The following is a 13,415-nucleotide window of genomic DNA, read 5'->3' on the forward strand; positions in this document are numbered from 1 at the left end:
AAACGACCGGACGGCTTCGCCGAATCCGGCATTGGAGACGAACATGAGTGACCTGGGCGCAGTCGCAACCGGCAACCGCGAGCACAGCGCGAACGATGCTTCGGCCATCATCCGCAAAGTGGCGTGGCGGTTGATGCCGCTGATCATGATCTGCTATCTGTTTGCATTTTTTGACCGCATCAACATCAGCTTCGCGAAGTTCCAGTTGCAGAGCGACCTCGGCTTGTCCGATACCGCATACGGTCTCGGTGCGAGCCTGTTCGTGATCGGTTACGTGCTGTTCGAAGTCCCGAGCAATCTGTTTCTGTACAAGGTCGGCGCGCGGCGCTGGATCGCGCGGATCATGATCTCGTGGGGACTGGCGACGGCCGCAATGGTGTTCGTCAACAACGAGTGGCAGTTCTACGGGTTGCGTTTCGTGATCGGCGCAATGGAAGCGGGCTTCGCGCCGGGCGTGCTGTACTACCTGACGCTGTGGTTTCCGCCGAGCTATCGCGGGCGTATCACGTCGATGCTGTTTCTCGCGTCCGCGTTTTCCGGCCTGGTCGGCGCGCCGCTCGCGGGGCTCGTGATCGGACACATGAACGGCGTGCTGGGCATGCCTGGCTGGCACTGGCTGTTTCTGCTCGGCGGGTTGCCGTGCATCGTGCTCGGCTATCTGGTGCTGAAGCTGCTGAAGGATCGTATCGAAGACGCGGGTTGGCTGTCGCCGGCAGAAAAGTCCTTTCTGTCCGGGCAGATTGCGCAGCAGAGCCGTCATCCGGACACCGGGCATTCGTTGAGGGGTGCCATCAGAACGCCGGGCTTTCTCACGCTTGGGCTGGTGTATTTCCTGATTCAGGTGGCGTCGTACGGCTTGAATTTCTGGGCGCCGCATCTGATCCACGTGGCGGGCACGAACAACCCGACGGTGATCGGTTTGTTGACGGCGGTGCCTTATATTGCCGGCGCAATCTGCATGGTAGTGGTCGGGCGCTTGTCCGATGCGAGCGGCGAACGGCGCAAGTTCGTGTTCGGCTTGCTGGTGATGTCGGCGATCGGCTTCTTTGCAGCGGGGTTCTTCGACAAGCAGACGGCGTTGCTGGTCGTCGCGCTGGCTGTGATGGGCGCGGGCGTGGTCGCTTCGATTCCGGCGTTCTGGGCGTTGCCGCCGAAGCTCGTCACGGGCGCCGGCGCCGCCGGTGGGATCGCCTTGATCAATACGCTCGGGCAGCTCGGCGGCATTGTGAGCCCGATCATGGTGGGGCGCGTGCGAGACCTGACCGGTAGTACGACGCCGGCCTTGTACGTGATCGGCGCGATGAGCCTGGTGTGCGCGCTGATCGTGTTGTACGGATTGCCTGACTCATTGCGACGCAAGGAAGCCGCGCGGTAAAGGCTGACCTGACGCGATCGGTCAGCCCCTGCCATGCAACGCGGCGATTTCCTGCAGGTCCAGATCGTGTTCGAGAACGGTCAGCAGTTCATCGTGAAGCAAGCCCGTTCGATGCAGCTGCAATAGCTCGACGCGTGCCGCCGAAACGGCGGCCAGCACCACGTCGTAGTGCGCGGCGCGTTCTTTCGCAGGAAAGGTGGCTTCGTCCTGATGGGCCTCGGTAATGCGCGCACGATAGCTGTACTGTTCCAGCAAGCGTGGATGAATCACGCTGCCATCCGCCCCATGCACGAGCGGCTGAATGGCGGCGAGCTGCGCGGCTTCGAGCCGTGCCCACGCCTGCGGCTCGGTCAGATGCTGTTCGTTTCGTTCTGCTGCGTGGTCCGGATTAATCCAGCGAATCAGCGCTCCGATCGTCGTGCCTTGACCGAGCACCGTCACCAGAATCACGGCAAATGAGGCGACCAGGATCAGATCGCGGCCGGGCATCTCCTCAGGCAAGGAGAGCGCGATAGCCAGCGTGACCACGCCTCGCATGCCGGCCCAGCTCGTGACGGTGGCCGAGCGCCAGTCGGGTGTGCCGCCCGTGCGGCGCGCCAATTTGCACACCAGCGCCTTCAACCATTCCACCGCGAAGACCCACACGAATCGCGACAGCACGACCACCGCGAGCACCGCGCCGACGGCGGGGGCGAACGCGGCCAACACGTCGCCGACGCCGCCTAGCCGCACGATCACGCCGCGCAGCGACAGTCCGATCAGAATGAACACCAGCGCTTCCATCAGGAAGATCACGACCTGCCAGAAGGCCGTGCCGCGCATGCGTACCGCCGCCGAAAAGACTTCGTGCTGATGCCAGCCGAGCACCATCCCGCAACTCACGGTCGCGATCACGCCCGACACATCCAGCGTGTCGCCGACGATATAGCTGGCCCACGCGGACAGGGTCGATGCGGTGATGATGAGGTATGCGTCGTCGAGATAACGCAGAAGCTTGACGACCACGAAACCGATCGCCACACCCACCGCTATGCCGCCCAGTGCGAGCACGGCGAAGCGTCCGATCGCATGCTGCGCGCTGAAGGTGCCGGTTAGCGCGGCTGCGACGGCGAAGCGGAACAGCACGAGGCCGGCAGCGTCGTTGAGGAGGCTCTCGCCTTCGAGCAGCACCATCAGGCGGCGCGGCAGCGCGACGCGTTCGAGCACCGCCTTCGCGGCGACGGCGTCGGGCGGCGAGACGATCGCACCCAGGGCGAAGCACGCGCCCCACGGCAGAGCGGGCACGACCCAATGCACGACCAGACCGACCGTGAGCGTGGTGAACGCAACGGCGCCGATCGCGAGCAGCAGGATGCCGCCAAGATTGCCCTTGAACTCGTCCCACACGGAGAAGTACGCGCCGTCCATGAGGAGCGGCGGCAGGAACACGATCAGGACCAGTTCGGGATCGAGATTGAAGCGTGGCAGTCCGGGCACGAAGGCCATTGCGGCGCCGCCGACCAGCAGCGCGGCGGCTGGCGGCAGACGCAGCCGCTTGGCAAGTAGTTCGAGACCGATGATCGCGACGAGCGACAGCAGGACGACTTTGAAGCCCATGACGGACGACATGTTCGGCCTCGGCAAATGGCTGGGGAACTACTTTTTATCACACCGCGGGTGGGGTGCCTTTGGAGACTTTCATGAACGTGCAGAAACTGATGGCGATGGGAATCGCCCTGGGGCGACAGGACGCCCCCTACCGAAAGCGATGACGAAACGCCTGTCCCCCCAGCAGCTCAGACAGCTCGTGAACCTGATCGTGCTGCTGCGCCAGCAGCGCCAGTTCAACCGGTCAGGTCAGGTGCCCGTGACGCCGGAGCTGCAGCAGCAGGCGAAAACGCTGGCCGCGTTCGGTGGAGCTGCCCGCAGCCACGCAGCTTACTCGGTAGCCGCTAGTTTCGGCGGCCTAAGCCTGTATCGAACACCCTTTCCGCTGTGCGAAAGATAAAGGACGATGTAGAGATAACCGTCGGTCATCATTTTCACTGAATCTTCGTCCTGGTCGCACATGCCAATCCATTGCGCACCGGGCTCGAAGGGTAGGATCAGGAGGCAATCATGAACCAGTGGACTTCGGGGTGCGGTCGTATCGTGCTGTCCATGTCGCTGGAGCAGGCTTGCGGTGCGTACCATCCTGGGCGCTGCGATGACGAAGTGCGCGCACTGTCAGAAGTTGACGAGGTCAGTCGCCAGCTCACGGCGCTCGACCCGGCGCTTGTACGTGAGGAACTGAAGCAGTACGGCGCCTGGGACGAGGCCGAACTTGCCGACCATGAGCAGAATCTCCAGCGCCTGCTATGGCTGGCAGCGGGCAGCGTGACCGAGGGAGATCCTGATGCATAACTGTCATCCATTCCGTCGCGCCGTGCGCAGGCACGGTCGCCGCAAGGACGACACCGACCGGTGTCTGAAGGAGAGAGCCATGTACACGATGACGCTACGCGAGCAGGCGGACGTGCTCGCACGTATTTCGGCTACCGCGCCGCATGACACGGCGCGCAGTGCTGCCATCACGGCCGTGCGCGAGGACCGTGCAACCGCATTGCAGGTGCTGGAAATTCACCATTGCCTGCAACGCTGGGCCGAACTCGGCAAGGGCATTGCCCGCGACGAGGCACGGCGTGCGCTCGCCCAGGTGGAGGGCGACACGCCGGGAGTGCGGTGGTACGAGACGGGAGGTGGAAGCAGGGGATAGCACAACAAGTGACTTGCAGACGCGAAGTGCATGAGTTTATCGGGACAACACATCGCACTACTATTCGAATGCGGCACTTCCCCAGTGTCGTAACTCTCGACACAGGGGCGTCCTTAGTTGCGCTTCGTTTGGGGTGGCCACCACGGCACCCCGTTTTTTTGGGAGGTCCTGTCGCTTGATCTCCGCAAGCGATCTCCCTTGGTCCACCTGTTTCCTTTTCTCATTCATGTTCCGATGGATCCTGACAGGGGCACGTGTAGTTTCCCAAGCATTTCGTCAGCGCCGATAAAGCGATGTTTGTGCCGGCACAAAAAGGCCGCAATTTTAGGAGTTGTCGGATATGTGCACGCTCCGATCTCATGAAGAGTTGTGACGCTCTTGGCCAAACGAAAAAAACGAAGGAGAAAAATGAAACCATGGAAATTCACTAGTAGCGTGTCGGGCGGGATCGTTCGCCTGATTGTTGCAACCGGGCTGCTGATGTCTGTTGCTCACGCTAACGCGGCGACAGAGGACGAATGCTTTAGTCTGTACAGAAAGTCATTGGGGGTCCCGGGTACGCCGATGTGCACGCTGCAGGTGCCGGGCACTATGCCGGCGACGAACGGACCGGAGGATCCCCACAACGCAATGTATTACTACAATTGCGGGACTGCTTCCTATGTATCGGACTACTGCGGAGGCGCTGGTGGCGGTACGCCTGACGATAGCTGCCCGGTGGCGGACCCGGTGTTTCCGGCAAATGGGATTGTCACGCTCTCTGAAACTGACTTTGCAAGCGGCGACACCTTGCCATTTGTGTTTAGCCGTAGCTATGTTTCGAAGCCGTTCGACAAAGCGCAGACAGCGATGGGTGGGTTCTGGATCAGTAACTGGCAGCGAAGGCTTGACCTGAGCGCAGTCAATGCGAGCACGCCGAAAATCACAGCGTTTCGAGGTAACGGACAGCCCCTGATATTCAGATCGATTGGCGGAGCGTGGGCCGTACCTGGAACTTCAGGCCTTTCCCTGTCAAAAGCTGGCGACGGATACTTCTACCTGAAAGACGAACGGCTTGGTACGACGGAAACATACGCCGACAGCACGGGCCTGTTTCACTCGGAGACAAACCGCACGGGTATGTACCGTGAGGTTGGGTACGTTGGGCAACGGCTTGATTCAATTGCGCAGTGGCCCGTCGATCGGATTGGGCAGCCGGCATCGCGGCTGACACTTAGCCTGACATACGACAGTAATGGTCGCATCCTGAGCGTGGTGCCCCCTTCGGGCAATGCCACGCACTATGCGTACGACGCGAACGGTAATCTAGCTTCGGCAACCGCTCCAATTGGAAACGTTCGTCAGTATCTATATGAGGATGCTCGCTTCCCCAATGCGTTGACAGGGATAAAGGACGAATCCGGTTCACGGATTGCAACATGGGCCTACGATTCCAGCGGACGTGCGATCTCCGTCACCCATCCCGACACGACACATAATGTGTCGCTAAGTTACGGCTCCGGCACGACTACCCTCAGCGACATGTCCGGCAGCAGCACGTACTCCTTTAATACTGGAGACACTTCGCGCCCTGGCTCAATTGCCACGCCTGGCGGCACGGTATCACGCACGTGGGATACGTCAGGAAACTTGAAGCAAAGAGTCACCCCAGATGGGAATACGCAGTACACGTGGGACGGCGCCAACCGGCCGACGAAAGCAATTGCGACAGTCGCGGGCAACAAGACAGTATCGACGATTGAGTACAGTGACAGCAATTCATTGCGCCCATACCTGGTCTCTACACCGGGCAAAATCCGGGCGTTTGTATACGACACAGTCGGCAACGTTACGGGCTACGCAGAGAGGGAAACGACCGATCTTACCGGCGAACAGGGGATGCAGGCGATTGGGACGGGCAACCAGATGACAGTCGGTGCGCGCTACGACCAGGCTGCCCGTCTTCTGTCCGCCACCGTTGTCAAGAATGGCACGAAGACTGAAGATTGGACCTACACGTATGACGCGCGTGGCAATATCGCGACGACGCAAGATGCCGTATCGGGTTGGACAATGCGAACCCTCGGTCGTGATGCCGAGAACCGCGCGACACAGATTGCGGGTAACAGTGGCCAGGCAGGCATCGCTTACGACGAGCGTGGTCGCGTAAAGTCTTTTCAGTATAACGAACCGGCAAGTTCGGTAAATGGCGGACTCGCCCGTGTACTGGCAGTCGATTACCAGTACGCTGCGAATGGCACGGTTTCGTCACATTCAGCGAAGGTCTCAACTAACGGCGCGTGGTGGCAGCCAATCAGCGACGCTGAGCTAGGAGTGTGGCTAACCAACTGGGAAGTGGGGAATGATCCGGTTGCACCGTCCGCAAGCCTCACGGGACTGCAGTCAGATACTCAGGCATTCGTACCAGACATCTGCGTCGAGTGCTACATGCGTTGGAAAGCTACGCTGACGGGGAAACTTTTCGGAAGGGAATTGAGCGCTGCACTTCCAACATGGGGTGAGACAACGGAACTGATGCTGAGCGATCAGGCGCAGGTCCCTTATCCCGTGCTCGTGCCGGATTTGACCAGTTCGGCGAAGCGGTCGACGCTTTATAGCGCGCTTTTCGGAAGCGGGGGTGGGGGCGGTGGGATGGTGAAGTGTGGCGGCCGTGAGGATCACGAGTCACAATGTCATGACAAGTACGAGGCGGACCTGGATTTTTGTATTCTGGTGGCCAAACCTAGGGGCATCCGAGCATATGCGCTGTGTAAACAGAATTCCTTTGACAGGTATCAACAATGCAGGGGGTATTAATGGTTAGTCATCCGCCGTATACCGTGGTTCTAACGTACACCGATGAACCGAGACAATTGATAATGCAAGCCGTGGATTCGGCCCTGATGGCTCCGCTCGTTGCGGGAAAGATGGCCGTGCCGTTTTTTCTTGACGAAGAGGAATTCGGGTTTGACGACGAATTGGCACGACAGCTCGGAGTTGCAATGCTTAATCTGATTGCAGCAGGCCGACCAGACGTCAAAAAGCATCTGAATCTGACGCAACATCCAATCGATGAGCCGCCAGAAGACTGATTGGTCATAGGTCCCGTGACTTGACCGAACGACGTTCAGTCATCGCAACGGTATGTTCTGGCGGTTGCGGTGATGACAACAACTGCGTGTGAAGTTTGTTGCAGCGGGAGGGGCCGCCTTGGCGTCGCCCGCTGGCTCGCGATTTAAACTCTTGTCGATCCTTGAAGGGAGCAGGCCAGCGTGCTGGGGCGCGCACGTACGGATAGCGAAGTACGGTGGTGTGCGCTTATTTGTAAAGTGTTAATTTACAGTTTATAGTGTTGTTCAGATCGGGGTTGTAACTGTCGCGACGGGTTGGCGTGGCGTTGAAGCTATGACAAATGATCAAATCTTTCAAGCACAAGGGTGTGGAGCGCTTTTTCTCGACCGGTACCAAAGCGGGTATCCAGGCGTGGCACGCATCGAAGCTGGGTCGTTTACTGACTGCACTGAACAGGGCGAAATCGCCGGACGATATGAACCAACCCGGCTGGGGGTTGCACGAACTAGAGGGAAAACGAAAAGCGTGCTGGTCTGCTCAGGTCAATGGTAACTGGAGACTGACATTCGAGTTTGACGGCGAGGACGCAATCCTTGTCGATTACGAAGATTACCATTAGCAATTTCCATACTCCGGCGCTGAAGCATGGCGTCGATCGGGTTCGCATAGTGAAGAAAGCTATGACTGGTATGTTTAATCCGCCGCATCCTGCGGCAATTCTGCGCGAGGACGTTCTGCCCGCGCTGAATCTGAGTGTCACTGAGGCGGCGAGCCAGCTTGGTGTGTCGCGGGTTATGCTTTCGCGGCTTCTGAATGAGCATGCAGCGATCACCCCTGAAATGGCGCTGCGCATTGAGCAATGGCTTGGTGTGGAGCGTGGAGGGCGAGCTGATCTGTGGCTGGGGATGCAGCTTGACTACGATCTGTGGCAGGCGCGCAAGCACGCGCCCAAGGCGGTCAGGCGCGCACCGGCAGAAGCGACGGCCTGAGCCCGCGGAAATCATGGGGTGTGATTCATGACCTTGAGTTTCCGGCCAGGCATGAGCGCCTGTGCCTTCATCGTGGACGGCTTTACCACTATCTGAAAGAGCATGAAGGGGAGGAACCTGCGGAGCTGGTTCTTCACCCTGAACATAAGCGCGCGTTGAGCGACGAGCTGGGGTATGGCGTGCTGGCGTCACGTACGGCACGTGCAGCTTCAATAACATACCTGTGCTAGGGGAAGATACCTGCTGCCGCGTACTCTGGCTGGTCACAACCGACAGCCAGCGCTGGGACCTGTAGCCCCTATCACCATTCACCGCGGGGAACGCGCGTACCGTTACCCACACCGCGTGCACCGCAGCATCGGCAGTTCCACCTGTTCGAACTTTAAACAAGGCAAGCGCCTTGTAAGTCCCCGCGAGGGACCGCTGTTAGCTTGAATCTCAAACGAGACACATGTCTAATATGTAGGGCAGTCCCCCGGTGGGGGGGCGAAGGTTTCCCCGCACCGCAGCGTATGGGGAAACGTGGGGGAATGGATGTTTGAGGGTGCGCGGGGGACGGAATTTTCCCCGTGCCCCGCCCGCAAAGCCTTATGCGGCGGGCTGTTTATCACATGGTGTGATTTGTCCACAGCTTTGCGAACATTTGTGGGGATAACTGGCAGTTCGCGTCGAACCGCATGTCGACGGAACGCGTTTCCAGCGGATCCGCCCGCAAAGTGCCGACCGGTGCTCACGCATGAACCGCAGGTCGATACCTCCATCGCATCAACCACTTGGCTGGGATGTAAGAAGGTTGTGCACAGGCTTGCCAACATTTTAGGTGGACAAGTTTTGCCTTCGGCGCGGACATGCAGACCACGCCGACGCCGAAAGCAAATGTCACTTAGATCCCTTAACTCAACTCAAGTCTTCAACGGCGACGCAGCCACCGCTTCCCGCGACTGCACCTGCAAAACCGCATCGCGCTTATCAAGCAGATGCTGCCGAAGAATCGCACTCAGCTTCTTACCATCCCGCGCTTCAAGTGCCTTCAGCATCTCGTCGTGATCATGAATCGCGCTATCCCACTTCGGAATCTGGAAATTCGACCGAAACCTGAGCGCCTGCAAGCGCCGATTCACCGCGACATAAGTCTGCCGCAGAGCCGAGTTCCTGGCCGCCTCATTGATCTTGTCGTGAATCGCCTGATTGCGGCTGTAGTACCCGGCCAGATCGTTCTGCGTACGGCACGCGAGCATCGCGTAATGCAGCGCCTTGATCTCGGCGAGTTCAGCAGCCGTCATCCGCTCGGCCGCCAGTTCGCCGGAAAAAGCTTCGAGACCACTCATCAATTCGAAGGTCTCGCGCAATTCAGCCTCCGACATCTTCGACACCGACGCGCCACGATTCGGCGAAATCTCGATCAACCCTTCCGCGGCCAACACCTTCAGCGCCTCGCGCAGCGGCGTGCGTGAGATACCGAGCGTTTCGCACAACTCGCGCTCGTTCAATTTCTTGCCCGGCTCGAGCACGCCTTCGACGATGAAGCGCCGAATGTGCTCCACCACCGTGTCGTGCAAGCGCTGCCGCTCGACCTTCGGCATCAGCGGGGAAGTGGCGACGCCGGCCTCGAAATCCGAATTTTGCATACAAAAGCCCTCAACATCTCATTAGCTCGGATTTTATAGGAAGCTGAAAGATTAGTTAATAGCGCGGGTAAACACCGGTGCCAGTGGGCAATTTTCACCTTGGGATCGTCAGGATTCGTCTGATATAGTTTTTTGAATGCAAAATTCAATCGGAGGAGCCCAATGCTCAAGCTAGACTTTCACCCCGCTGGCCGTCACTTTTTGCAGATTCCGGGTCCGAGCCCGGTGCCCGACCGTATCCTCCGGGCAATGAGCTACCCGACCATCGACCACCGCGGTCCGGAGTTCGGCGAACTCGGTCTGAAGGTGCTCGACGGCATCAAGAAAATCTTCAAGACGCAGCAACCCGTGGTGATTTACCCGGCCTCGGGCACGGGCGCCTGGGAAGCGGCGCTCTCGAACACGTTGAGCCCCGGCGACCACGTGCTGATGTTCGAAACCGGCCACTTCGCCACGCTGTGGAAAAAGATGGCGGAAAGCCTCGGTCTGAAGCCGGAGTTTCTCGGCCTGCCGGGCATCGAAGGCTGGCGTCGCGGCGTGCAGCCGCAAATGATCGAGGAGCGTCTGCGCGCCGACACGCAGCACGCGATCAAGGCGGTGTGCGTGGTGCACAACGAAACGTCCACGGGCGTGACCTCCGATATCGCCGCCGTGCGTCGCGCAATCGACGCAGCGGGTCATCCGGCCTTGCTGCTGGTCGACACGATCTCAGGCCTCGCGTGCGCCGACTATCGTCACGACGAATGGGGCGTCGACGTCACCGTCTCGGGCTCGCAAAAAGGTTTGATGCTGCCGCCCGGCATCAGCTTCAACGCGATCTCGCCGAAAGCCGTGGCCGCCAGCAAGCAGGCAAAACTGCCGCGCAGCTTCTGGGACTGGACTGACATCGTCGAGATGAACAAGACCGGTTACTGGCCGTACACGCCGAACACGAACCTGCTTTACGGACTCAATGAAGCGCTCGAGATGATTCTCGGCGAAGGGCTCGACAACGTGTTCGCCCGTCACGAACGTCTCGCCGAAGCGACCCGTCGCGCGGTGCGTGCGTGGGGCCTGGAGATTCAGTGCGCCGATCCGTCGGTGTACAGCCCGGTGCTCACAGGCGTGATGATGCCCGACGGCATCGATGCCGATGCGGTGCGCAAGCTCATCTACGAACGCTTCGACATGTCGCTTGGCACGGGCCTCGGCAAGATGAAAGGCCGCATGTTCCGCATCGGCCATCTCGGCGACTGCAACGACCTGATGCTGCTGGCCACGCTGGCCGGCTGCGAAATGGGTCTGCGGCTCGCGGGCGTGCCGCTCAAGGAAAGCGGCATGCCTGCCGCTATGGAATGGTTGAGCCAGCCGACCCAAGCCTCGGGCCTGAAAGCCGCGGCCTGAGGACACGAGGCGCAACCAACGGCTCGCAAAAAAGGGACTTCCCTGACGAAGGAAGCCGCGCACAGAACGCGGCCCGAACTAATGCGATGGTCCCGCGGCGCAAGCCGCTGCCGGGCAACGACGCAGCGCGCCATCTCAGGCCCGCCGTCGACACATGCAATGGAGAGAGACGATGAAGCGGTTTCGTGTGACCAGTGCGACCAGTATCGTTCTAGTGATGCTCTGCATCATGTACTTCATCACCTACCTCGACCGCGTCAACGTCAGCACCGCGGCGGCGGGTTTCGGCAAGGAATTCCATCTCTCGCATACGGAAGTCGGCCTGGTGTTCTCGGCCTTCGCGTATCCGTATCTGATCTTCCAGATCATCGGCGGGTGGGTCAGTGATCGCTTCGGCGCGAAACGCACGTTGATTTTTTGCGGCGCCATCTGGGGCGTCGCGACTTTGCTGACGGGTTTTGCCGGCGGCCTGGTTTCTCTGCTGGCCGCGCGCGTGCTGCTCGGCTTCGGCGAGGGCGCGACGTTTCCCGCCGCCACTTCCGCGATGGCGCGCTGGGTCGCCAAGGAAAAACGCGGCTTCGCGCAGGGCATCACGCATGCGGCCTCGCGGATCGGCAATGCGGTGGCGCCCGGCCTGATCGTGCTCGTCATGGCGACCTGGGGCTGGCGCGAGTCGTTCTATATCTGCGGCGTGTTCAGCTTGTTGTGGGTCGCCGTGTGGGCGATCACCTTCACCGAACATCCGAAAGATCATCCGCGTATCACGAACGACGAGCTCACCGCGCTGCCCGCGCCGAAGCCGAAAGTCGCCGGCGTGCCGTGGGGCAAACTGTTTCGCCGCATGTGGCCGGTCACGATCGTGTACTTCTGCTATGGCTGGACGTTGTGGCTGTTCCTGAGCTGGATTCCGCAATACTTTCTGCACAGCTATCACCTGCAACTTCAGAAGTCGGCAATCTTCGCTTCGGTGGTGTTCTTCGCCGGCGTGATCGGCGACACGCTCGGCGGCATCGTGACCGATTCGATCTTCACGCGCACCGGCAGCCTGAAACGCGCACGTAGCTGGATGGTGTCGGTCTGCATGTTCTTCTGCCTGCTCTCGCTGATTCCGCTGATGTTCACGCACAGCCTGTATCTGTCGATGGCGTGTCTCGCGTCCGGCTTCTTCTTTGCCGAAATGACGATCGGGCCGATGTGGGCGATTCCGATGGACATCGCGCCGGAGTACTCGGGCACCGCAAGCGGCATGATGAACACCGGCTCGGCACTGGCCGCGATCATCTCGCCGGTGGTCGGCGGTTTCCTGATCGACTACTTCGGTAGCTGGGAATTGCCGTTCGTCGGCAGCATGCTGTTGATGGCGATCGGCGTGGTGCTCGCGTTCCGCATGCAGCCGGAAAGCAAGTTCGCGCTCAACGCAGCCGATAAAGCGCATCTTCCTACCGGCATGGGCGTTTGAGCGCGCTACACCGTTCCATCTTTCCGCCTCACGACACGACACTATGACGACAGCACTCAGCCGGCTTCTCGCCGATGCACGCCGCAATCACGCCACGCTCGACACGTTGTCGCCGGAGCAAACACCTGCTGACGCCGCCGCGGCGTATGCGATCCAGCACGAAATCCTGGACGCATGCGGTGCGCGGATCGCCGGCTGGAAGATCGGCGCGAAGTCCGAGAGCGGTCCGATCCAGGGTGCGCCGTTGCCCGACCTCGACTTGCATGCCGATGGTGCGCGTTTGCCGCGCGAAGTCTTCGCGCCGTTGGGCCTTGAACTGGAAATCGCGTTTCGCTTCGGACGGCGTTTCGACGTTTCCACCACGCCGTATAGCGAGGCTGAAGTGCTGGCGAGCATCGGTTCGATCGGCGCGACCATCGAAATCGTGGCGAGCCGCTACGCCGAATGGCCCGCTGTCGACAAGCTCGCCCAACTCGCGGATTTGCAGAACCACGGCGCGCTGATCGTGGGCGAATTCACGCCGTATCGCGAGGATTTTCCGTTCGTGGCGCCGTCGCTGCATTTCAATTTCGACGGAAACGATGTGGTTAAAACCACGCCCGCCAATCCTGCCGGCGATCCGCGACGCCTGCTGACGTGGCTCGTCAATCACGCCACATCGCACGGCATTGCGGTGACGCCGGAGATGGTCGTCACAGCCGGCTCCTACACCGGCATGTTCTTTCCGCAGACGGCGGGCACGGCGAGCGGGCGCATTGAAGGACTCGCGCCGGTCAGCCTCACCCTGTACTAGCCG

At 60.2% G+C, this 13,415-nt stretch carries 13 protein-coding genes; 11 read left to right on the plus strand and 2 right to left on the minus strand.

Translation table 11 applies throughout. From position 1 onward, the window contains the following. Positions 1 to 43: 43 nt before the first annotated feature. On the plus strand, positions 44 to 1,375 hold the full coding sequence (locus P0D96_RS12505) for an MFS transporter (RefSeq protein ID WP_408313633.1): 1,332 nt from the start codon (positions 44 to 46) through the stop codon (positions 1,373 to 1,375). A 21-nt stretch (positions 1,376 to 1,396) separates the two neighbouring features. Here the strand turns inward: P0D96_RS12505 and P0D96_RS12510 are convergent, their stop codons facing one another. Then, positions 1,397 to 2,983, minus strand: a complete 1,587-nt coding sequence (locus tag P0D96_RS12510; RefSeq protein WP_408313635.1) for a Na+/H+ antiporter — start codon at positions 2,981 to 2,983, stop codon at positions 1,397 to 1,399. Between P0D96_RS12510 and P0D96_RS12515 the strand changes: the two genes are divergently transcribed. The 7 genes from P0D96_RS12515 (at position 2,970) to P0D96_RS12545 (ending at position 8,149) form a co-directional block, all read left to right on the plus strand. Continuing rightward, positions 2,970 to 3,362 carry a hypothetical protein gene (locus P0D96_RS12515; RefSeq protein WP_408313637.1) on the plus strand — a complete coding sequence of 131 codons (393 nt, stop codon included), beginning with the start codon at positions 2,970 to 2,972 and terminating at the stop codon, positions 3,360 to 3,362. The two genes, P0D96_RS12510 and P0D96_RS12515, sit on opposite strands and share 14 nt — an antisense overlap. Before the next feature lie 110 nt (positions 3,363 to 3,472). Beyond that, a complete protein-coding gene (locus tag P0D96_RS12520; protein WP_408177614.1) occupies positions 3,473 to 3,757 on the plus strand; it encodes a hypothetical protein in 285 nt (94 codons plus the stop codon). After that, positions 3,750 to 4,109, plus strand: coding sequence for a hypothetical protein (locus P0D96_RS12525; RefSeq protein ID WP_408313639.1), 360 nt, complete (start codon positions 3,750 to 3,752; stop codon positions 4,107 to 4,109). Before P0D96_RS12520 ends, P0D96_RS12525 begins: the two co-directional genes overlap by 8 nt. A gap of 369 nt (positions 4,110 to 4,478) precedes the next feature. Continuing rightward, positions 4,479 to 6,905 (plus strand): DUF6531 domain-containing protein, encoded by a 2,427-nt coding sequence (locus P0D96_RS12530; RefSeq protein ID WP_408313641.1) that lies wholly within the window; start codon positions 4,479 to 4,481, stop codon positions 6,903 to 6,905. Between the two features lie 62 nt (positions 6,906 to 6,967). Then, positions 6,968 to 7,180: a hypothetical protein gene (locus tag P0D96_RS12535; RefSeq protein WP_408177617.1), complete on the plus strand. Its 213-nt coding sequence runs from the start codon at positions 6,968 to 6,970 to the stop codon at positions 7,178 to 7,180. Positions 7,181 to 7,500: 320 nt separating this feature from the next. Then, positions 7,501 to 7,779 (plus strand): type II toxin-antitoxin system RelE/ParE family toxin, encoded by a 279-nt coding sequence (locus P0D96_RS12540; RefSeq protein WP_408177618.1) that lies wholly within the window; start codon positions 7,501 to 7,503, stop codon positions 7,777 to 7,779. 61 nt (positions 7,780 to 7,840) lie between these two features. Beyond that, positions 7,841 to 8,149, plus strand: coding sequence for a HigA family addiction module antitoxin (locus P0D96_RS12545; protein WP_408177690.1), 309 nt, complete (start codon positions 7,841 to 7,843; stop codon positions 8,147 to 8,149). 902 nt (positions 8,150 to 9,051) lie between these two features. On the opposite strand, the gene P0D96_RS12550 is transcribed toward P0D96_RS12545, so the two are convergent. Next, positions 9,052 to 9,777: a GntR family transcriptional regulator gene (locus tag P0D96_RS12550; protein ID WP_408177619.1), complete on the minus strand. Its 726-nt coding sequence runs from the start codon at positions 9,775 to 9,777 to the stop codon at positions 9,052 to 9,054. Between the two features lie 162 nt (positions 9,778 to 9,939). Between P0D96_RS12550 and P0D96_RS12555 the strand changes: the two genes are divergently transcribed. From P0D96_RS12555 to P0D96_RS12565, 3 genes are all read left to right on the plus strand, one after another. Next, complete coding sequence (locus tag P0D96_RS12555) at positions 9,940 to 11,160, plus strand: pyridoxal-phosphate-dependent aminotransferase family protein (RefSeq protein WP_132383450.1); 1,221 nt, start codon at positions 9,940 to 9,942, stop codon at positions 11,158 to 11,160. Between the two features lie 172 nt (positions 11,161 to 11,332). Next, positions 11,333 to 12,619: an MFS transporter gene (locus P0D96_RS12560; protein WP_408313643.1), complete on the plus strand. Its 1,287-nt coding sequence runs from the start codon at positions 11,333 to 11,335 to the stop codon at positions 12,617 to 12,619. A 43-nt stretch (positions 12,620 to 12,662) separates the two neighbouring features. Further along, a complete protein-coding gene (locus tag P0D96_RS12565; RefSeq protein WP_408313645.1) occupies positions 12,663 to 13,412 on the plus strand; it encodes a 2-keto-4-pentenoate hydratase in 750 nt (249 codons plus the stop codon). The last annotated feature ends 3 nt before the right edge of the window (positions 13,413 to 13,415 follow it).

The sequence above is a fragment of the Paraburkholderia sp. RL17-347-BIC-D genome, from assembly GCF_046027915.1.
Lineage (GTDB): Bacteria > Pseudomonadota > Gammaproteobacteria > Burkholderiales > Burkholderiaceae > Paraburkholderia.